The sequence below is a fragment of the Belnapia sp. AC561 genome (genome assembly GCF_979252845.1).
This window is the reverse complement of sequence record NZ_CEEDBP010000003.1, coordinates 118,429-138,443: the sequence shown is the minus strand read 5'-3', so window position 1 is coordinate 138,443 and position 20,015 is coordinate 118,429. Positions and strand designations below refer to the sequence as shown.

21 protein-coding genes are annotated in these 20,015 nt (G+C 71.7%); 7 read left to right on the top strand and 14 right to left on the bottom strand.

Features of this window, described 5'->3' with window-relative positions; translation table 11 throughout:
* Position 1: 1 nt before the first annotated feature.
* Together AC0IW9_RS03775 and AC0IW9_RS03770 are read left to right on the top strand one after the other, a co-directional pair.
* The gene (locus AC0IW9_RS03775) at positions 2-1,261 is read left to right on the top strand and encodes a Zn-dependent hydrolase (protein WP_471646868.1); all 1,260 of its coding nucleotides are present in this window, start codon (positions 2-4) and stop codon (positions 1,259-1,261) included.
* A gap of 14 nt (positions 1,262-1,275) precedes the next feature.
* Complete coding sequence (locus tag AC0IW9_RS03770) at positions 1,276-2,769, top strand: M81 family metallopeptidase (protein WP_471646867.1); 1,494 nt, start codon at positions 1,276-1,278, stop codon at positions 2,767-2,769.
* Here AC0IW9_RS03770 and AC0IW9_RS03765 read toward each other — a convergent pair.
* The 7 genes from AC0IW9_RS03765 to AC0IW9_RS03735 form a co-directional block, all read right to left on the bottom strand.
* Positions 2,766-3,206, bottom strand: coding sequence for a hypothetical protein (locus AC0IW9_RS03765; protein ID WP_471646866.1), 441 nt, complete (start codon positions 3,204-3,206; stop codon positions 2,766-2,768). The genes AC0IW9_RS03770 and AC0IW9_RS03765 overlap by 4 nt on opposite strands.
* A gap of 106 nt (positions 3,207-3,312) precedes the next feature.
* Complete coding sequence (gene argC, locus AC0IW9_RS03760) at positions 3,313-4,290, bottom strand: N-acetyl-gamma-glutamyl-phosphate reductase (RefSeq protein ID WP_471646865.1); 978 nt, start codon at positions 4,288-4,290, stop codon at positions 3,313-3,315.
* A gap of 267 nt (positions 4,291-4,557) precedes the next feature.
* Positions 4,558-5,487: a sugar kinase gene (locus AC0IW9_RS03755; RefSeq protein WP_471646864.1), complete on the bottom strand. Its 930-nt coding sequence runs from the start codon at positions 5,485-5,487 to the stop codon at positions 4,558-4,560.
* A gap of 100 nt (positions 5,488-5,587) precedes the next feature.
* Positions 5,588-6,217: a bifunctional 4-hydroxy-2-oxoglutarate aldolase/2-dehydro-3-deoxy-phosphogluconate aldolase gene (locus AC0IW9_RS03750; RefSeq protein WP_471646863.1), complete on the bottom strand. Its 630-nt coding sequence runs from the start codon at positions 6,215-6,217 to the stop codon at positions 5,588-5,590.
* A gap of 81 nt (positions 6,218-6,298) precedes the next feature.
* On the bottom strand, positions 6,299-6,601 hold the full coding sequence (locus AC0IW9_RS03745; RefSeq protein ID WP_471646862.1) for a hypothetical protein: 303 nt from the start codon (positions 6,599-6,601) through the stop codon (positions 6,299-6,301).
* Positions 6,602-6,675: 74 nt separating this feature from the next.
* The gene (locus AC0IW9_RS03740; RefSeq protein ID WP_471646861.1) at positions 6,676-7,125 is read right to left on the bottom strand and encodes a DUF3429 domain-containing protein; all 450 of its coding nucleotides are present in this window, start codon (positions 7,123-7,125) and stop codon (positions 6,676-6,678) included.
* A gap of 105 nt (positions 7,126-7,230) precedes the next feature.
* Positions 7,231-9,891, bottom strand: a complete 2,661-nt coding sequence (locus AC0IW9_RS03735; RefSeq protein ID WP_471646860.1) for a glycosyltransferase — start codon at positions 9,889-9,891, stop codon at positions 7,231-7,233.
* A 187-nt stretch (positions 9,892-10,078) separates the two neighbouring features.
* On the opposite strand from AC0IW9_RS03735, the gene AC0IW9_RS03730 reads away from it, so the two are divergent.
* Both AC0IW9_RS03730 and AC0IW9_RS03725 read left to right on the top strand, forming a co-directional pair.
* A complete protein-coding gene (locus tag AC0IW9_RS03730; RefSeq protein WP_471646859.1) occupies positions 10,079-11,395 on the top strand; it encodes a hemolysin family protein in 1,317 nt (438 codons plus the stop codon).
* Between the two features lie 55 nt (positions 11,396-11,450).
* Positions 11,451-12,197, top strand: coding sequence for a hypothetical protein (locus AC0IW9_RS03725; protein ID WP_471646858.1), 747 nt, complete (start codon positions 11,451-11,453; stop codon positions 12,195-12,197).
* A 15-nt stretch (positions 12,198-12,212) separates the two neighbouring features.
* On the opposite strand, the gene gpt is transcribed toward AC0IW9_RS03725, so the two are convergent.
* Both gpt and AC0IW9_RS03715 read right to left on the bottom strand, forming a co-directional pair.
* Positions 12,213-12,689, bottom strand: a complete 477-nt coding sequence (gene gpt, locus AC0IW9_RS03720) for a xanthine phosphoribosyltransferase (protein WP_471646857.1) — start codon at positions 12,687-12,689, stop codon at positions 12,213-12,215.
* Between the two features lie 2 nt (positions 12,690-12,691).
* Positions 12,692-13,033: a tRNA-binding protein gene (locus AC0IW9_RS03715; protein ID WP_471646856.1), complete on the bottom strand. Its 342-nt coding sequence runs from the start codon at positions 13,031-13,033 to the stop codon at positions 12,692-12,694.
* A gap of 176 nt (positions 13,034-13,209) precedes the next feature.
* Here AC0IW9_RS03715 and ggt point away from each other — a divergent pair, with 176 nt between their 5' ends.
* Genes ggt through AC0IW9_RS03700 form a run of 3 tightly spaced genes read left to right on the top strand, consistent with a single transcriptional unit; the run spans position 13,210 to position 16,815 of the window.
* Positions 13,210-14,823, top strand: a complete 1,614-nt coding sequence (gene ggt, locus AC0IW9_RS03710) for a gamma-glutamyltransferase (protein WP_471646855.1) — start codon at positions 13,210-13,212, stop codon at positions 14,821-14,823.
* 4 nt (positions 14,824-14,827) lie between these two features.
* Positions 14,828-15,322: an O-acetyl-ADP-ribose deacetylase gene (locus AC0IW9_RS03705; RefSeq protein WP_471646854.1), complete on the top strand. Its 495-nt coding sequence runs from the start codon at positions 14,828-14,830 to the stop codon at positions 15,320-15,322.
* On the top strand, positions 15,319-16,815 hold the full coding sequence (locus AC0IW9_RS03700) for an amidase (RefSeq protein ID WP_471646853.1): 1,497 nt from the start codon (positions 15,319-15,321) through the stop codon (positions 16,813-16,815). The genes AC0IW9_RS03705 and AC0IW9_RS03700 overlap by 4 nt, the downstream gene beginning before the upstream one ends.
* A 6-nt stretch (positions 16,816-16,821) precedes the next feature.
* On the opposite strand, the gene AC0IW9_RS03695 is transcribed toward AC0IW9_RS03700, so the two are convergent.
* The 5 genes from AC0IW9_RS03695 to AC0IW9_RS03675 form a co-directional block, all read right to left on the bottom strand.
* Complete coding sequence (locus AC0IW9_RS03695) at positions 16,822-17,094, bottom strand: hypothetical protein (RefSeq protein WP_471646852.1); 273 nt, start codon at positions 17,092-17,094, stop codon at positions 16,822-16,824.
* A gap of 71 nt (positions 17,095-17,165) precedes the next feature.
* Positions 17,166-17,420: an Lrp/AsnC ligand binding domain-containing protein gene (locus AC0IW9_RS03690; RefSeq protein WP_471646851.1), complete on the bottom strand. Its 255-nt coding sequence runs from the start codon at positions 17,418-17,420 to the stop codon at positions 17,166-17,168.
* Positions 17,421-17,457: 37 nt separating this feature from the next.
* Positions 17,458-18,693: a Coenzyme F420 hydrogenase/dehydrogenase, beta subunit C-terminal domain gene (locus AC0IW9_RS03685; RefSeq protein ID WP_471646850.1), complete on the bottom strand. Its 1,236-nt coding sequence runs from the start codon at positions 18,691-18,693 to the stop codon at positions 17,458-17,460.
* Positions 18,690-19,463 carry an SDR family NAD(P)-dependent oxidoreductase gene (locus AC0IW9_RS03680; protein ID WP_471646849.1) on the bottom strand — a complete coding sequence of 258 codons (774 nt, stop codon included), beginning with the start codon at positions 19,461-19,463 and terminating at the stop codon, positions 18,690-18,692. The genes AC0IW9_RS03685 and AC0IW9_RS03680 overlap by 4 nt, the downstream gene beginning before the upstream one ends.
* 118 nt (positions 19,464-19,581) lie before the next feature.
* A complete protein-coding gene (locus AC0IW9_RS03675; protein ID WP_471646848.1) occupies positions 19,582-19,812 on the bottom strand; it encodes a hypothetical protein in 231 nt (76 codons plus the stop codon).
* Positions 19,813-20,015 lie beyond the last annotated feature (203 nt).

The following is a 20,015-nucleotide window of genomic DNA, read 5'->3' as shown; positions in this document are numbered from 1 at the left end:
CATGTCTGCATCCAACCTGCCGCTGTCGGGCGCGCGCCTCTGGGACAGCCTGATGGAGATGGCGAGGATCGGCGGCACGCCGAAGGGCGGCAACAACCGGCAGACGCTGACCGATGTCGATGCCGAGGGCCGTGCGCTGTTCCAACGTTGGGGCGAGGCCTGCGGGCTGACGCTCAGCGTCGACCGGCTCGGCAACATGGTCTTCCGCCGGGAGGGCCGCGATCCGGGCCGCGCGCCGGTCGCCATCGGCAGCCATCTGGACACGCAACCGACGGGCGGGAAGTTCGACGGCGTCCTCGGCGTGCTGGCCGGGCTCGAGGTGATGCGGGCGCTGCATGAGGCGGGCGCCGAGACCGAGGCGCCGCTGCTGCTGATCAATTGGACCAACGAGGAAGGCGCCCGCTTCTCCCCGCCGATGATGGGCAGCGGCGCGGCGATGGGCCTGTTCACCGAGGCGGAGATCCTGGCCAAGCGCGACCAGGCCGGGCTGGCCTTCGGCGAGGAGCTCAAGCGCATCGGCTGGCAGGGCGAGGCCGATCCCGCCGATCTGCAGAAGGTCGGCGCCTATCTGGAGCTGCATATCGAGCAGGGCAAACTGCTGGAGGATGCCGGGCTCGACGTCGGCGTCGTCACCCATGCGCTGGCGCAGAGCTGGTACGAGGTGACGGTCGAAGGCGAGGATGCCCATGGCGGCTCCCCCATGGCCGGCCGGCGGGATGCGATGATGGCCGCGGCGCCGCTGATCTCGGCGGTGGAGGAGATCGCGCTGGCGACCCTGGCACCGGATGGCGAGCGCGGCCGCGGCACCGTGGGCGTGGTCGAGGTCTATCCCTCCTCCCGCAACGTCGCGCCGAGCCGGGTCTTCTTCAGCGTCGACTTTCGCCACTCCGACCCGGAGGCGTTGGCCCGCATGGGCGCGGCGCTGACGGCGCGCGCGGCGGAAATCGGCGCCGCGCGCAAGGTGACGGCGACCGTCGCGCCCTTCTGGCATTCGCCGCTGACGCCCTTCGACGCGGCGCTGATCGAGCGCGCCCGGGCCAGCGCCACGGCACGCGGGCTGAAGTGGCAGGACATGCCGACGGCGATCGGCCATGACGCGGTCTACATGGCGCGCAAGGTGCCTTCGGTGATGATCTTCTGCCCCTGCCACGGCGGGCTCTCGCACAACGAGGCGGAGAGCATCACCCCGGAATGGGCCACCGCCGGGCTGCAGGTGCTGGCCGATGCGGCGCTCGCCACGGCCGGCCTGGTCCGGCGCTGAGACGGAGAATTCCCATGCGCATCGCCATCGGCGGCTTCCAGCACGAGAGCCATTCCTTCGCCCCCATCCCGACCGGATGGCAGGAATTCATCAAGCCCGGCGGCTTCCCCGGGCTGCAGCGCCCGGCGACCCTGGTGGAGACGCTGCGCCATACCTCCGTCCCCTGCGCCGGGGCGATCGAGGTGGCGGAGGCGGCGGGGGCGACCATCGCGCCGCTGACCTGGTGCTTCGCCAATCCGGCCGGGCCGGTGACGGCGGAGGCCTTCGAGCGCATCGCCGCGCTGCTGGTCGGCGCCTTGTCCGATGCGCTCGACGAGGGGCCGCTCGACGGCATCTTCCTCGAGCTGCATGGCGCCATGGTCGCGGTCGGCTTCGACGATGCCGAGGGCGAGCTGCTGCGCCGGGTGCGGGCCGTGGTGGGCGAGGCGATGCCGATCACCGTCAGCCTCGACCCGCATGCCAACATGACGCGGATGATGACCGACCTGGCCGATGCGCTGGTGCCCTATCGCACCTATCCGCATGTGGACATGAAGCCGGCCGGCGCCCAGGCGATGCGGCTGCTGCTGGAACGCATCGCCCGCGGCAGGCCCTGGGCGAAGGCCTTCGCCGAGGTCGATTTCCTCATCCCGCTGACGATGCAATGCACCATGGTCCCGCCGATGTCGCGGGTGCTGGAGGCGCGGGAGGCGCTGTCGGTGCAGCATGGCGCCGTCGAGCTCGCCTTCTGCTTCGGCTTCCCCTACGCCGACTTCCCCGGCTGCGGCGTCGCCATCGCCGCCTATGCCGAGACCCAGGGCGCGGCCGATGCGGCGGTCGCCGGGTTGAAGTCCTACATGGATGCGCATGAGCCGGAATTCGCCGGCGGCGTGGCCCCGGCGGCCGAGGGCGTGGCCCAGGCCATCGGCATTGCGCGCGGTGCGTCGAAGCCGGTGGTGATGGCGGATACCCAGGACAATCCCGGCGGCGGCGGCCATGGCGATACCACCGGGCTGCTGGCGGAACTCATCCGCCAGGATGCGCAGGGCGCGGTGCTCGGCCTGATCAACGATGCCGAGAGCGCGGCGGCCTGCCATGCCGCCGGCGTCGGCGCGACGCTTCCGCTGAGCCTCGGCGGCAAGAGCGACGGCGTGCCGCTGGCGGTGACGGCGGTGGTGGAGGCGCTGACGGATGGGCGCTTCGTCTCGACCGGGCCTATGGGCAAGGGCAATCCGGCCGACCTCGGGCCGACCGCGCTGATCCGGGTCTCCTCCGGCGTGCGGGTGATCGTCGTGACGCGGAAGATGCAGGCGCTGGACCAGGCGCTCTTCACCCATATCGGGGTGGAGCCGAGCGCGCAGAAGATCCTCGCGCTGAAGTCGAGCGTGCATTTCCGCGCGCATTTCCAGCCGATCGCCGAGCAGGTGATCGTGGTCGCCGCCCCGGGGCCGGTGGTGGCGGATCCAGCGACGCTGCCTTTCACCAGGCTGCGGCCGAGCCTCAGGCTGCGGCCGGAGGCCAATCGCTAGCGGAAGCCGGCGCGGGCCGCTTCCGCCCGTCGCAGCAGGGCCTGGCCGGCCTCGCCGGTCAGCAGCCCGTCCACCCGCTCGATCTCCGGCCGCTTGCCGGCACACCACTGGGCCTTGTCGCGGCCGCGCTGGCGGGCCTCGAAGTTCGGCGGCGCCATGGAGCGGAGGAAGTCGTCGCGCGCCGGCATGCCGCCCTGGCGTTCATGCAGCTCGATCGCCGCGGCCTCGATCCGCGCGGCGCGGTCGAGCGCGGTGATCGAGACCGGCACGCCGCAGACCTGCCCGGCGCGGACCAGCTCGCCGAGGATCGGTGCGCTGATCGCCAGCTCCTGCAGGTCATAGGCGGAGCCGTCGGGCCTGGCCGCCTCGCCGCCGGCGCAGCCCGCCAAGGTGGCGAGGGCAAGGAGCAGCGGCAGGGAGCGCGGGGCGCGGGACATGTCCCACGGATACGCCCCTGCCCAGGTCGAAGTAAACAGGTCGTTACTGTGGCGTCCTGAAAACCGCTGTCCTGGGCTTACCCGGCTTCTCTCACGGCCAGACGGGTCAGGGCCAGACGGGCAGGCCCTCCAGCCCCGCGGTTTCCGGCAGGCCGCAGATCAGGTTCGCATTCTGCAGCGCCTGGCCGGCCGCGCCCTTGCCGAGATTGTCGACCACGCCCAGCGCGATCACCAGGTTGCGCGCCGGATCGGCCGCATAGCTGATGAAGGCGAGGTTCGAGCCGCTCGCCCATTTGGTCTGCGGCGGCGTGTCGGTCACGCGGACAAAGGCGCGGCCGGCGTAGAATTGCCGCGCCGCGTCCAGGCACTCCGCCGTGGTGGCGCGGCCGCGGCAATAGATGGTGGCGAGGATGCCGCGGGTCATCGGCACCAGATGCGGCGTGAAGACCAGCCCGGCCGCGCTGCCGCCGCTCAGCCGCTCGATCGTCGCCGCCATCTCGGGCATGTGGGTGTGCCGGAGCAGGCCGTAGGGCACCAGGTTCTCGTTGCTCTCGGCATAGCCGAAGCGGCTGTCGCCGCCGCCGCGGCCGGCGCCGGAGATGCCGGTCTTGGCGTCGATGATGATGTTGCCGGGCTCGATCAGCCCCGCGGCCAGCAGCGGCGCCAGCGCGGTCAGCGTCGCCGCAGGGAAGCAGCCGGGATTGGCGATGCGGGTTCGGCCCTCGATCCGGCTTGGCCAGACATCGGCGAGGCCATAGGCCCAGCCCTCGGCATAGCGGTGGTCGCCGCCGATATCGACGATCTTCACCGACGGGGGGACGCGCGCCAGCGCCTCGGCCGAGGTGCCCGTGGGCAGCGACGCAAACAGCACGTCGAGCTGCGGTAGGGCCGCCGGGTTCCATTTCTCGATCACCAGATCGGCCAGCCTGGGCGGCGCGCCGGGGAAGCGGTCCCCCAGCCGGCTGCCGGCGCTGCCCTCGCCCGCGGCATAGGTGAGCTCGAAGCCCGGGTGGCCGGCGACCAGGCGCATGGCCTCGCCGCCGCCGAAGCCGCTGATTCCGACAATGCCGACGCGAAGGCTCATGGTGCTGTCCTGATGCTGGAGAAAAGGCAAAGAAAAACCCCCGAAGCCAGGGGCTGCGGGGGTTCGGAGATGCGGGCTGATGCCGCCTCGGGGGTGGACCGCTAGGATGCGGGCGTCACCGGGGGAGGGGCCTGTCTGCACGCAGCCACGGAAGCCGCCGCTGGGAAGCAGCGACGGCGTCGGTTGGCGGTGCGGCGATGCAGGTCACCCATGCGGCGGACGATAGTAGGCCCGGTGAACACCCGTCAACGAGGCCGGGGCAGGCACTCAGCCCGGGGCGGCGAGGAAGGCCTCGACCGCGGCGCGGCGCGGGATGGGGGCGACGGCGCCATAGCCGGTGGTGGAGAGTGCCGCCGCCGCATTGGCATAGCGCGCCGCCGCGATGGGCTCCGCCCCGGCCAGGATGCGGGCGAGGAAGGCGCCGGCGAAGGTATCGCCCGCGCCGGTCGCATCCACCGCGGCGACCTTGCGGCCGGCGATGGCCTGCCGCCCGGCAGGGGTCGCCACCAGCACGCCCGCGGCACCCAGCTTGAGCACCACCAGCGGACAGCCGAGCCGGAGGTAGAAATCGGCGATGGCATCCGGCGCCTCCAGCCCGGTCAGCGTCTTGGCGTCGTCGAGGGAGGGCAGGGCGATGTCGGCCTGGGCGATGGCGGCATGGATCACCGCCGCGGCCCGCGCCGCCGGCCAGAGCCGCAGCCGCAGGTTGGTGTCGTAGGAGACGCGGACCCCGGCGGCGCGGGCGATGGCGATGGCGCGGAAGCCGGCATCGCAGGCGCTGTCCGAGATCGCCTGGCTGATGCCCGAGAGGTGCAGCACCTTCGCCGCGCGGATGGCGGTTTCCGGCACGTCCTCGGGCCGGTAGCGGCTGGCGGCGCTGCCGCTGCGGTAGAAGGTGAAGTCGTGGCCGCGCTCGTCATGCGTGACGATGTACATCCCGGTCGGGGCATCGGCGCGGCGGAGGACCGTCGCGGTATCGACGCCCTCCCTCGCCCAGAGCGCCATGAAGGCATCGCCCGGGCGGTCCTGGCCGATCGCGGTGACGTAGCCGGTGCTGGCCCCGTTGCGGGCGGCGGCGATGGCGGCATTGCTGGTGTCGCCGCCCTGGCCCTCCAGGTACAGCAGCCGGCCATCGGGGCCGGGGGGCTGCTGGTTCAGCTCCAGCATCGGCTCGCCCATGCAGAGGATATCGGGCATCAGGTTGTGTGAAGAAATCGAGTTTGCGAAAGACTGCCCTTTACGACCATTGGCTCATTTCCTCCGAATGCGGTGCTGAAGGGCACTCCTTCGCAAACTCTCAGGCCTGCTCGATGCCGAGTGCCTCGCGCGCCGCGCGGAGGATAGCGGATTTGTCGCCGGCGGCGATGCGCGCCTCGTCCACCAGCTTGCCGCCGATGCCGACGAAGGCGGCGCCGGCCGCCAGATAGGCCGGGGCATTGGCGGCATCGACGCCGCCGGTCGGGCAGAAGGCGACCTCCGGGAAGACGGCCCGCACCGCCTTCACATGCGCCGGGCCGCCGGCCGAGCTGGCGGGGAAGATCTTCACCACATCGGCGCCGGCGGCGAGGGCGGCGCGGATCTCGGTGGGGGTCATGGCGCCGGGCATGGCGCAGGCGCCGGCGGCGCGGGCCAGGGCGATCACCGCCGGGTCCACCCAGGGCGTGACCAGGAAGCGGGCCCCGGCGGCGAGGCAGGCCTCGGCCGCGGCCTCGTCCGGCACCGTGCCGGCGCCGACCAGCAGCCCGGGCTCGGCCGCGAATTCGCGGATCAGCGCCACCGCATCGGGGGTGGTGAGGGTGATCTCCAGTACCGTCATCCCGGCCTCCCGCAGCCAGGCGCAGGCGGTGGCGGCCAGTGCCGCGGTGGAGGTGCGGATGACCGGGACCACGCGGGCCCGGCGCAGCACCGGCAGCAGGGGGTGGCTCATGGGCTTTGCGCTCCGCTCCCGCGGCACAAGGTGGCCGCCGCCTATGGGGAGCGCGAATTGCGTCCGGCCGCAAGGGGCCGTCTAGGGCGTGGCGACCTCCAGCATGGCATCGGCGGTGGCCTCGAGCTGGCGGGCCTGGTCGCCGACCACCGACAGGGCCTCCTGCGTCTCAGCCAGCCCCTGCGAATAGGCCTGGAGCGAGCCGCCCAGCCCCTCCACCGCGCCGGAGAGCGCGCCCAGTTCCTGTCGCAGCCCGGCGATGGCCTGGGCCTGCTCGGCCAGGGCCGTCTCCAGGGCGCGCAACGCCCGGCGCAGCCGGTCCTCCGGCTTGGCCGGGAAGGCCAGGATGGCGGCGGGGGCAGGCGAGGAAGTGGAGGGGAGCATGGGGGACGCCTTCGTGCAATGTCTAATAAATAGTAAATCGTCTCTCCGTTTGATGTCCAGCGTTAATCCTTACTTCAGACCTCGCCCCCGGTTGCGGCCGCGACCGCCCCGGCGAGCAGGCAGAGCGCGGCGCCGAGGCTGAGCGCCCAGCGCAGCCGCAGATAGGCCGGCGGCACCAAGCCGCGCCGCGCCGCCAGGGTCTCGATCCCCGCCGTCGCCAGGATGGCCAGGGCCAGCATCGTCAGCCCCGGCACCGCCGGCAGCATCAGCGCTGCCCAGCCGACCAGGGACGGCACCACGCCGAGGCCGAAGCGCGGCGCGGCATAGGGCGCCTCCGCCGCCGGGGTATTGAGGGCGAGGCCCCAATGCACGCCGCCGAGGAAGCTGAGGATGACCATGCCATAGGTCGCCAGGGCGAAAAGCGCGATGCCGCGCCACTCGGCCGGCCCCACCCAGGCCAGGGCCGCGGTGAACAGGAAAGGCAGCAGTCCGGCGGCACCGAGCCAGCGGGCGGAAGGCGGCATGGGCGATATCCTTGAATGCTCGGCCGGGAAGATCGGCCGGGCCGGCGGCGGCGCAAGCCCCCACCGGCCCACCCCATCGGCCCAACCCCACCGGCCGGGCCCGCATCAGCCCCGGCGCAGCGCCAGTGCCGGCGTGGTGGCGGTGGCGGGACGCGCCGCCGCCCGCCTGGCCGGCCAGGCGGCGACCAGGCTGACGCCGACCGAGGCGAGATAGGGCACCGACTGCACCAGCAGCACCAGCGTCCAGAGCACCGCCTCGGCCGTCGCCGCCCGGTGGACCCAGGTGATCCCGGCCGCGGCCCCCCAGAGCAGCGCCGCCAGCGCCGCCTCCTGCCAGGCCATCCCGAGCCCGCGCAGCAGGGCCGGGGCACCCGCCAGCTTGGGCGTGCGGATGAAGGGCAGCCGCTTGGTGAAGAGGCCGAGGATGACCGCCTTGCCGATGGTGTGCGTCAGCGCCAGCCCGGCCAGCGCCGCGCCCAGCCGGTCCCGCCAGCCGCAGGGCACCCGGGCGGCATAGAGCGCCCAGATCTGCCCGAGCTTGAAGAGGAACAGCCCGAGGCTCGGCGCCATGAAGAGCAGGATGGGGAATTCGGTCCGCACCGGCGCCAGGATCAGCCCGGCCGACCAGACCAGGCCGAGCAGGACGAAGACCAGCCCCAGCGCATCGCCGAACCAGGGTGCCCAGCCGGTGGCGAAGTGCCAGCGCTGGCCGAGGGTCAGCTCCCGCCGGGCCGGGTTCACGATGGCGGGCCAATGCTGCTTCAGGATCTGCACCGCGCCATAGGCCCAGCGCAGCCGCTGCTTGCGCCAGGCGGCGAAGTCGTCCGGCATCACGCCGCGGCCCATGCTCTCGGGGCTGTAGACCGCCTCCCAGCCGTGCCGCATCAGCTTCAGGCCGAGCTCGCTGTCCTCGCAGATGCACCACTCCGCCCAGCCATTGGCCAGCCGCAGCGCCTCGCGCCGGATCAGGGTCATGGTGCCGTGCTGGACGATGGCGTTGCGCTGGGCGCGGGTGACCATGCCGGCCTGGAAGAAGCCGGCATATTCCCAGAACATCAGCCGCTTGAAGGCGCTGTCGGCACCGTCGCGGTAGTCCTGCGGGTTCTGGGTGAAGCCCACCTTCGGGTCGGCGAAATGCGGCACCATGCGGCGCAGCCAGTCCGGGCTGACCATGTAGTCGCTGTCGATGACGCCGATGACGGCGGCGTCCGGCGCGGTCTGGCCCAGGGCGAAGTTCAGCGCCCCGGCCTTGAAGCCGGACCAGCGGCCGAGGTGGAAGAAGCGGAAGCGGGCGCCGAGCCGGGCGCAATGCTGCGCCACCGGCTCCCACAGCGCCGGGTCCTGGGTGTTGTTGTCGATGACCAGCACCTCGAAGTCGGGGTAGTCGAGCCCGGCCAGCGCATCCAGCGTCTGGCGGACCATGTGCGGCGGCTCGTTGCAGATCGGCAGGTGGATGGAGACCTTGGGCAGCGGCGCATCGGCCGGCGGCGCCGGGCGCGGGCGCACCCGGCCCCAGACCGTCTCCGCCAGCTCGAAGCCATCGGCCAGCAGCACTGCCAGCAGCAGCAGCTGGCCGAGCACCAGCGCGGCCCAGACCAGCCCGGCCGACCAGGACAGGTAGGAGCCGGCCATGGTCAGGATCACCGCGGTGATGCCGGTCACGAAGGCCTGGGCGAGGCCGGCCAGCAGCAGCTTGCCCGGCAGGCGGATATCCGGGCGGCGGCTCAGCAGCGCCAGCACCGCGAGGAAGGAGAAGAGCGTCGCACCAGCCGCCCAGAAGGCCCAGCCCGGGGTCTCCCGCACCATGCCGGCCAGCGGCCACTTGGCCACCCGGTCGAGGTCGAACAAGCCCCAGTGGCCGGCGGCGCGGCCCTCGAAGCTGACCTTCCAGGGCTGGTCGAAGGCTTCCATCACGAAGTAGTCGAGGTGGCGCTTCTCGGCTTCCGCGAAGAAGCCGCGCAGGAAGGCCGCCTGGTTGACGCGGGAGGCGCGGGCCGCGCCGATGTCGCGCCCATCGGAGGGCCAGCCCACCTCGCCGACGACGATGCGCTTGCCCGGGAAGCGGGCGGCGACGGCGTCGTACTTCTCCAGGGTGAAGCGCAGCGCATCCGCGACCGGCAGGCCTTCCCAGTAGGGCAGCAGGTGGATGGTGATGACGTCGACGGCCTGGGCCAGCTCGGGATGGGCAAGCCAGACATGCCAGGGCTCGGCGGTCGAGATCGGCTGGCGGACGCCCATGGTGCGGAGCAGGCGGATCTGCGCCGCGAGCTTCGCCGGGGTCAGGTCGCCGCGCAGGATCGCCTCGTTGCCGACCATCAACATATCGACGTTGCGGGCGCGAGCGGCGGCGGCAAGGCGGCGCAGTTCGGCCGCATCCCGCGGCTTGCCGTCGAGCCAGGCGCCCAGGGTGACGCGGAGGTCGAGGCCCTGTTCCTGCGCCAGGGCGGGGATGCGGTCGAAGCCGCCATCCACCGTATAGGTGCGGATGCGGCGGGTGATGGGGGCGATGGTGCGGAGGTCCCCGGCGATCTGCGCGGCGCTGGGCCAATCCTCGGATTCGGCGCTCTGGCCGCGCTGGTAGGGGGCGAAGGCAAAGCCGGCGATCGGGCCGCGCCAGTCGGGCAGGGCCACCGGGCGGTTCCAGGCATACCAGGCGGCGCCATGCAGCGCCGCGACCAGGACCAGGGCGAGTAGGGTCGTCAGCCGGCCCTTGCGGAGTGGCGGCGGAGGTGGACCGTGGGGCGCGGCAGCGGCACGGGCGGCCATGGGCTGGGATGCTCCGGCTGGGTCCGGTGCCGGGGTGGCACCGGAAGCGATGCGGATAAAGCGCGGCGGGCAAGGCGCGATCCGGCCCCCCGCATGGCGCGATTGCGGCGGGGCGCCCTTGTCGCGGTGCTGTGATCCGCGCTGCTGGCCGCTACCGCCGCCGCCCGGCCCGACGTAGAACCCCGCCATGGCGATATTCTTCGAACTGGCGATCCTGCTGCTGCTGGTGGTGCTGAACGGGCTTTTCGCGATGAGCGAGCTGGCCATCGTCTCCGCCCGGCGCGGCCGGCTGATGGCGATGCAGAAGCGCGGCAGCCCGGGCGCGGAGGCGGCGCTGGCGCTGGCCGACGACCCGCAGCGCTTCCTGCCCACGGTGCAGATCGGCATCAGCCTGGTCGGCATCCTGGCCGGCGTCTTCGGCGGCGCCCGGCTGGCCGGGCCGATGGGGGAGGCGCTGGCGCTGATCCCCGGCTTCGCCCCCTTCGCCACCGAGGCCGCCTTCGTGCTTGTGGTGCTGCTGATCGCCTATGCCAACCTCATCCTGGGGGAGCTGGTGCCGAAGCAGCTGGCGCTGCGCGACCCGGAGCGGGTGGCGGTGGCGGTGGCGCGGCCGATGACGGCGCTGTCGCGGATCACCGGGCCGGTGGTCTGGGTGCTCAGCGGCTCCTCCAACCTCGTGTTGAAGTTATTCGGCGCCTATACCCCGGTCGAGCAATCGGTGACGGAGGAGGAGGTCAAGGCGGTGGTCGCCGAGGGGGCCGAGGCAGGCGCCCTGGAGCATGAGGAGCGCCACATGATCGAGCGCGTCCTGCGGCTGGCGGACAAGCCGGTGCGGGCGCTGATGACCCCGCGCAACGACGTCGCCTGGCTGGACCGCAATGCCTCGCCCGCCGACATGATCGCCGCGCTGAAGACGCAGAGCGTCGCCCGCTTCATCGTCGCCGACCGGCGGATCGACAACGTGGTGGGCGTGGTGGTGGCCAAGGACCTGCTGGACCAGGTGCTGGAGGGGGCGCCGCTGTCGCTGGCCAAGGTGCTGCGCCAGCCGCTGGTGCTGCCGGACAACCTGAATGCCCTGGATGCGCTGGACCGGATGCGGCACGACACCATCGGCATCGCCGTGGTGTTGGACGAATACGGTAGCTTCGAAGGGGTGGTGACCGCCTTCGACCTGCTGGAGGCGATCATCGGCGAGCTCGGCCCGGCCGAGGCGCCCGAGATGCCCGGCGTGGGCGGCGCCCTGGTGACGCGCGCCGACGGCAGTCTGCTGCTGGAGGGGATGATGCCGAGCGACGAGCTGCGCGCCCGGCTGGACCTGCCGCCGCTGCCCTACCAGGGCAGCTACCATACCGTCGCCGGGCTGATGCTGGCGCTGCTGCGCCGGGTCCCGCGCGAGGGCGACCGGATCGTCTGGGCCGGCTGGCGCTTCGAGATCGTCGACATGGATGGCCGGCGGGTGGACAAGGTGCTGGCGAGCCGGGAGGAAGCCGCCGGCGCCAATTGACGACGGCGGCGCCTTCGCGCGACGCCCCGCCCTCCATCAGCCGCGAGGAACCCGCATGGCCTGCATCGTCGTCACCACCCCGACCAGCGGGACGGCCTCCATGCAGCGGATCATCCGCAAGATCGCCACCCGCTCCCATGGCTTCCTCCAGGTGCCGAGCCCGGCGACCGACCGGCCGGATGGGGAAGGGACCTATCTCGATCCGGATGCCGAGATGATCTACTGGTTCCAGGGCAACCGGTTCTGGAACCCGGCGCTCGACCTTTCGCGCTTCAAGCTGATCGTCCATATGCGGGACCCGCGCGACCTGGTCTGCAACCAGTACTGGTGGGCGCTGCAGCATCCGAATACCACCGATCCGCCGGAGGTCGCCGCCGCCATCCGCCGGCAGGTCGAGGCCGACGGCATCCACAAATTCGCCATCGCCCGGGACAACCGCGGGGCCTATGCGATGCACCGGGACGTCTCCGCCGGGCCGCATGGCGACCGGGCCACCTATACCTCCTATGCCCAGCTCTGCTGCGCCTTCGACCTGCTGATGCACCGGGTCTGCGCGCTGTTCGGCCGCGACCCGGCCGAGGTCGCGCCCGGCCTGCGCTTCGAGCGGCCGGAGGCGCTGACCGCCAATCCGAATTGGGTGAAGGTCGGCGGCACCTGGCAGGGGGCGGATGTGACACCGGGCCGCTTCCGCAAGGAACTGCGCAAGACGGTGATCGCCGAGCTCAATATCCGCTACGAAGCGGAACTCGCCCTGATGCGGCAGCGGGACGCCGATTTCCTGGCCTATCACTACGGGCCGTGAGGCCCGTGGCGGGCCCTATCGCGGGGCGCTGCGGGCGATCGGCGCGATGAACTGCGCTTCCGTGTCCCAGGGAAACAGGATCCAGGTATCCTGGCTGACCTCGGTGATGAAGCTGTCCACCAGCGGCCGGCCGGCCGGCTTGGCATAGACGGTGGCCAGATGCGCCCCCGGCAGCAGGGCACGGACGACCTTGGCGGTGGTGCCGGTATCGACCAGGTCGTCGATCACCAGCCAGCCGGTGCCGTCCCCGGCCGCGGCCGGGGATTTCACCACCTGGGGCTGGCCGCGCGCCTCCTCCTCGTAGGTCACGATCGAGACGGTCTCGACCAGCCGGCATTCCAGCTCCCGCGCGATGATCGCGGCCGGGATCAGCCCGCCCCGGGTGATGGCGACGATGCCGGCGAAGGGGCCATGGCCCATCAGCCGCCAAGCCAGCGCCTTGCTGTCGCGGTGGAGCTGGTCCCAGGAGACGGTGAAGTACTTCTCGGCCACGGTCAGAACATCCGTCCGCCGAGCGGCACCGCGAGATCCGGCCGCAGCAGCACCACCGCGCCGTTCTCGTCCGGCACGCCGAGGACCAGCACCTCGCTCATGTAGGGGCCGATCTGGCGGGGCGGGAAATTCACCACGGCCAGCACCTGCCTGCCGATCAGCCGGTCCGGGGCATAGTGCACCGTGATCTGGGCGGCGGATTTCTTGACCCCGATGCTGCCGCCGAAATCCACCCAGAGCTTGATGGAGGGCTTGCGCGCCTCAGGGAAGGGCTGCGCATCGGTGATGGTGCCGACGCGGATATCCACCTTCTCGAAATCCGGGTAGCCGATCTGATCAACCATGCCCCCGGAATACTCCCGCGCACCGGCCCGGAGCAAGATAGGGTGGAGCAGGATCGGGTGGGGGCAAGGCGGGTTGCCGAGGGGGCGATCCCATGCAAGAGGGACGATCCTTGCCGACCTGCGGCTGGCAGCCGATCCAACGGCCCCACGAGATGGCCAAAAGAGGGAAACTCCCGATGAAGCGCGATTTCCACGCCCCCGGCCGCAGCGCCGTCTATGGCACCCGCGGGATGGCCGCGACCTCCATGCCGATCGCCACCTTCACCGCGTTGGAGGTGCTGCAGAAGGGCGGCAATGCGCTTGATGCCGCCATCGCCGCCGTCGCCGTGCTGGGCGTGGTGGAGCCGCAGAGCACCGGCATCGGCGGCGACTGCTTCTGCCTCTATGCCCCGGCCGGCACCGGCAAGGTCATCGCGCTCAACGGCTCCGGCCGGGCGCCGGCGGCCTCCACGCCCGAGGCGCTGCGGGCGCGCCAAGTGAGCAGCCTGGTCAATACCTCGGCCCATGTGGTGACCATCCCGACCGCCGTGTCCGGCTGGGAGCTGCTGAACAAGACCTATGGCCGCACCGAGCTGGGCGAGCTGCTGCGCCCGGCGATCCGCTGCGCCGAGGAAGGCTGGCCGGTGCATGCCCGCGTCGCCTCGGACTGGGCCGCGGCCGCCGGCAAGCTGCGTGGCAACGAGGCCTCGGCCCGCCGCTTCCTGGTGGATGGCCAGGCGCCGGCCATCGGCCACCGCTTCACCCAGCCGGAACTCGGCAAGACCCTCCGCGCCATCGCCAGCCATGGCGCCCGGGCCTTCTACGAGGGCGAGATCGCGGCCGACATGGTGGCGACGCTCCGCGCCCTCGGCGGCCTGCATACCGAGGAGGATTTCGCCAATGGCCTCCGCAACGCCGATTTCGTCGAGCCGATCAAGACCGCCTGGCGCGGCATGGAGGTCTTCCAGTGCCCGCCGAACGGCTCGGGCCTGCATGTGCTCCAGCTGCTCGGCATCCTGGGCGGCTTCGACACGCCGGAGCAGGGGCCGCTGAGTGCCGAGCGCCTGCATCGCCACATCGAGGCGGCGCGGCTGGTCTATCGCGACCGCGACGCCTTCCTCGCCGATCCCTCCCAGGTGGATGTCCCGGTCGAGGCGCTCTGCGACCCGGCCTACCTAGCCCGGCTGCGCGGGCTGATCAGCGACGACCGCGCGATGAAAATCCTGCCGCCGGCCGGGCCCAGCGACCTGGCGAAGCACAAGGACACCGTCTACCTCTGCGTGGTGGATGAGGAGGGCAATGCCTGCTCCTTCATCAACTCCCTGTTCGAGAGCTTCGGCAGCGGCATCCTGGCGGAGAAGTCGGGCGTCATGCTGCACAACCGCGGCTACGGCTTCCGCCTGCAGGAAGGCCATCCGAACTGCATCGCGCCGAACAAGCGGCCGATGCACACCATCATCCCGGGGATGGTGATGAAGGATGGCGAAGCCATCATGCCCTATGGCGTCATGGGCGGGCATTTCCAGCCGATGGGCCAGACCCTGTTCCTGACCAACCACTTCGAGTTCGGCCTGGACGTGCAGGAGGCGATCGATTGCCCGCGCCTCTTCCCCTCGCCCTCCAGCGGCGCCATCGAGCTGGAGCGCGGCATCCCCGCCAGCGTGGTCGACCGGCTGAGCCGCATGGGCCACGAGGTGTCGCTGATGGACAAGCCGCATGGCGGCGGCCAGGCGATCTTCATCGACCGCAAGGCCGGCACCCTGGTCGGCGGCAGCGACCCGCGCAAGGACGGCCTGGCCCTGGGCTTCTGACGCCATGCGGGCGCTGCGGGCGGATATCGCCACCCTTGATGTCGATGCGGTGGTGACGGCGGCGAATGAGGCACTGAGCGGCGGCAGCGGGGTGGATGGCGCCGTCCATCGCGCCGCCGGCCCCGAGCTGCTGGCCGCCTGCCGGGCGCTCGGCGGCTGCCCGACCGGAGAAGCGCGGATCACCCCGGGCTTCGGCCTCAAGGCCCGGCACGTCATCCATGCGGTCGGCCCGGTCTGGCGCGGCGGCACCGAGGGCGAGCCGGGGCTGCTGGCCGGTGCCTACCGCGCCAGCCTGGCGCTACTGCGCGCGGCGGGCGGCAGCTCCATCGCCTTTCCCGCCATCTCCACCGGGACCTACGGCTATCCGCCGCAGCAGGCGGTGCGGATCGCCGTGGTGACGATGCGGGAGGAATTCCTGGCCCATGGCCCGCTCGACGTGATCTTCGCCTGCTTCGACGATGCCACCCTTGCGCTCTACGAGAAGGAACTCGAGCCGTGACCGAACCCTGCGAGCTCACCGCCCTCGAGGCACGCCGGCTGATCGGGCGTCGCGCGCTCTCGCCGGTGGAATTGCTGGAAAGCTGCCTCGGCCGCATCGCCGCGGTGAACCCGGCGGTGAATGCCATGGTCGCGCTGGATGAATCCGGTGCCCGGGCGGCGGCGAAGCAGGCCGAGGCGGCGGTGATGCGCGGCGAGCCGCTGGGCGCCCTGCATGGGCTGCCGGTCGGCATCAAGGACCTGGAGGAAACCAAGGGCCTCCGCACCACCTATGGCAGCCCGATTTTTTCGGAGTTCGTCCCCGAGGCGGATTGCGGCATGGTCGCCCGGGTGCGGGCCGCTGGCGGGATCATCGTGGGCAAGACCAATACGCCGGAATTCGGCCTGGGCGCCAATACCCGCAACCGGGTCTATGGCGCGACCGGCAATGCCTTCGACAATACGAAATCCGCCGCCGGCTCCTCCGGCGGCTCGGCGGTGGCGCTGGCGACCGACATGGTGCCGCTCTGCTCCGGCTCCGATACCGGCGGCTCGCTGCGCAACCCGGCCGCCTTCAACGGCATCGTCGGCTACCGGCCGAGCGCCGGGCTGGTCTGTTCCGAGAAGCGGTCGCATGGCTGGTCGCCGCTGCCGGTGCTCGGCCCCATGGCGCGCAACGTGGCGGATGCCTGCCTGCTGCTCTCGGCCATGGCCTCCGACGATACCCGCGACCCGCTGGCCTATACGCTGCACGCCCGGCCGGTGCGGGGGGAGGCGGCGCTGTTCTCGCCGCCGCGCAGCCTCGACCTCGGCTCGCTGAAGCTGGCTTTCTCCGAGGATCTCGGCCAGGCGCCGACCGAGCGGGTGGTGCGCGAGGCCTTCCAGGCGCGGGTCGCCGCCATCGCTCCGATGTTCGCCCGCACCGAGGCCGCCCATCCGGATTGCTCCGGCGGCGACGAGGCCTTCGAGGTGCTGCGCGCCGGCATGATGCTGAGCGCCCATGCAGAGAAGGTGCGGACCCGGCCGCAGGATTGCGGGCCGAACATCATCGCCAATGTCGAGGAGGGGCTGCGCTACAGCCTGGCCGACGGCGCCCGGGCCAATGTGCTGCAGACGAAGATCTACCGCGACTTCCAGCGCTTCTTCGCCGAGCACGACGTGCTGATCACCCCGGCCATCACCATCAGCCCGCGCAACTGGCGGGAGCTGTATCCGAAGGAGATCGACGGCCAGACCACCCGGACCTACTTCCACTGGCTGGCGCTGGCCTATTACGTGACCCTGACCGGCCATCCGGCGATCAGCCTGCCGCTCGGCACCGATGCTCATGGCATGCCCTTCGGCCTGCAGATCGTCGGGCCGCGCGGCGGGGATGCCTTCGTGCTCGGCGTGGCGGCGGCGATCGAGGCGGCCTTCGCCGGCGATGCGACCCTCGGCCGACCGGTGCCGGACCAGGCGAAGCTGCGTGCCATGGCGCCGATCGGCGGCATGGCGGAATTCCGCAGCTTCGACTGAAGGAGGCTACCAACCGCCCCGGTAGGGGCGGCCATAGCCGCCGCCGTAACCTCCGCCGTAGCCGCCCCCGCCGTAGCCGCTGCGGTAGTCCGGTTGGCGATAGCCGCCACCCCGATAGGGCCGCGGCTTGTCGCTGAGCGCGCCGGCCGCCAGGGCCACCGCGGCGCCGACACCGACGCCGAGCAGGGCGGTGCGGCCGTAATCGACCCGGCCGTAATTATCCGTGCAGCCGGCCGCCAGCAGCAGGGCCGAGGCGGCGATGAGGGGCAGGGCGCGCATGCGTCTTCTCCGGCGTTCGAGCCTGACTATGGCCGGCGGATGCGGCGAAGGCAGGGCAGGATTGTTGCCGATCAGGGGCGCGCGGCGGAGAAGGCGTTGAAGGTCTGCAGCGTATAGGTGTCCTTCACCCCCGGCACCGTCTGCAGGGTCTCGACCACGAAGAGGCCGATGTCCTGGTCCGGCTCCAGGTAGAATTTGCCCATCAGGTCGTATTGGCCGGAGATGGAATGCATTTCGGAGAGTTCGGGGATGGTATCCGCCATCTCCCGGGCGACGCGATAGGCATGGCCCATCTCGCATTTGATCTGCACGAAAATGGCGCGCATCGGGGCCTCCTGGTTCGTCGGGCCAGTATAGCGGGATTCAGGGCTCGGCCCGAGTCCGCGGCGCTTCGCCCGGCGCGGGTGCCAGCCCATAGGGGCGGACCAGCGCCCAGACATGGGCGGGGACCATGGATTTCATCCGCCGCGGGGCCTCCCGCCGCAGGTGCAGCACGGTTTCCACCGCCTTCATCTCCAGCCGGGCGCGGGCGAATTCCAGGCCGCGCGGGCCGATCCGCGGCATCAGCCAGCCGACCAGCGGGCGCAGCCAGCCCGGCATCCGCCGCAGCGGCAGGCCACCGGCGGCGCGCTCCACATTGGCCAGGAAGCCGCGCACCGGGCCCGCGCGGCGGCCGGCGCTGCCGGGCGCGGCGGTCCGCAGCTCATCGCCGAGCAGGGCGACCAGCTCCTCCCCACGGGCGTTGCGGACCAGCAGCCATTGCTCGCCCTGGCCGGCCATGTAGCCCACGGTCACGTCGGCCAGCACGTTGGTGTAGTCGACGCAGGTGCGGCAGGTCAGCGGGAAGAAGTCCGGCGGAAGTTTGGAGATGGGCAGCTGCAGGAAGGGGATGGTCTTCACCCGCCCATCGGTGAAGCGCAGCTCCACATGGTAGTCGGCGCGGAATTCGAGGTAGGTGATGGTCGCCGGGTCCTCGGCCAGCAGCGCCAGGAATTCATGGAAGCGCGCGGTGGTGGTGTTGTCCGAACAGGGCGTGCCGATGACGTAGAGCCGCTCGAAGCCCAGCTCCGCCTCCAGCGCCCGCAGCGCATAGACCTGGCAGGGGATGCCGATGACCGCGAGGCGCCGGTGGCCGGCGGCGCGGGCCGGCTCAAGCAAAGCCAGCAGCGGGGCATAGCCCATGCGCATGCCGCGGCATTCCACCATGCCCGCGGGCTTCGTCACCAGCACCGGGACGGGGCGCCAGCGGTCCTCGGGATCGGCCGCCATGGTCAGCACGGCATCCACCGCCCCGGTCTCCAGCAGCCGCTCGGCCAGGCGGGTGGTGATGCCGGTCCATTGCGCGCCCGGGCGCGGGGCGGCGAGGGAGGCGCGCAGCATCCGGCGGAAGGGGCCGAAGAAGACCTCGTCCGGCCGGGCGGGGTCGCGGGCGCGGCCATGCACCTGGGCCTCCAGCCGTGGGTAGTCCGGCTGGATGAACTGGCAGGCGCGGCCGCAGGCCTTGGGGTCGGCACTGCGGGAGATGCCGCAGTCGGTGCAGAGGCTGCGGGGGGCGGCGGCGCCGATGGCCGGCGCCCAGGCCGCCGGGCCTGGGCTCACAGGTGCTTGCCGCCATCCACCAGGATGATGCTGCCGGTGGTCAACCGCAGATGGGTGATCGCCGCCATGATGGTCAGCGCCACGTCGTCGGCCTCCGTCACCGTCCGCAGCGGCGAGGCGCCGGCGGCCTTCTCCACCGCCGCGCGGCTGCGGCCGGGGACGAAATCCGTGGCCACGGCGGAGGGCGAGACGGAGAGCACCCGGATCTCCGGCCCCAGCACCCGGGCGAGCGACATCCCCATGGTGTCCAGCGCCGCCTTGGAGGCGCCGTAGATGATGCTGCTGCCGGTGCCGGTGATGGCGGCCAGCGAGGAGATGTTGATGATGACGCTGTCGCCCGCCCGCTTCAGCAGCGGGGCGAAGGCGCGGATGGTGGCGAAGGGGCCGCGGACGTTGGTGATCAGCACGCGGTCGATGAGGTCGTCGTCCAGCGCCTCGAGATCGGCATGCGGCACGGCGCGGGTGGTCGCGGCGGAGTTGACCAGCACGTCGCAGCGGCCGAGCTTCGCCTCCACCGTCGCGGCGGCGTCGCGCAGCGCGGCGCTATCGTCCATCGGCATGCGCAGCGCGAGATGACCGCTGCCGGGCAGTTCGGCGACGAGTGCGGCGGCCCGTTCGGCGCCGGTGTTGTAGCCGATGGCCACCGTCGCCCCGGCGGCGGCCAGCCGGCGCGCGGTGGCGGCGCCGATGCCGTTGCTGCCGCCGGCGATGACCGCGACCTTCCCGGCCAGGGCATATTCGCCGAGATTGCCTGCCTTGACGTCGCTCATGGAACTATCCCCCCGCGTTCCGGGCCATGCTAGCCCGCGATCGCGCCGGGGCGAAACCGCCCCGGAGACAGACTATGCCGAGGCTTCGGCGTGGCGGCGCAGGGTCCGGCGGGGCCGGTCAGTCCTCCAGCGCATAGGGCAGGGCGGGCATGCCCTGGCCGCCGTGCCGGCGCAGCTCGGCGATGCCGATGCCGGCGGCGACGGCCGCCAGCAGGCCCAGGGACAGCAGCGGGCCGACCGGCATGGCGAAGGCGACCGCGAAGGCGGCGAGGAGGGTGAGCGCGCGGGGCGTCCAGGCGAGAGGCCCGCGATCCGCGTCGGAAGCCAGGGTCTGCGCATTGATCGACATGATGTCCGTCGCTTCCAGTCAATGTTGCACTGCAGCATGATGCTGCGCTGCAGCATAAAGCCAGTGCAATATTTGCGGGCCGGGCTCGTTTGCCATGCGCAATCTGCATGCAACGAGGTTAACCGAGGGTTGCCGTCAGTCGCCGAATCCCGGCTCTGCCGATCGCGGCACACGAGAAGCGGCGGCGGGAACGGTCTGCCGCC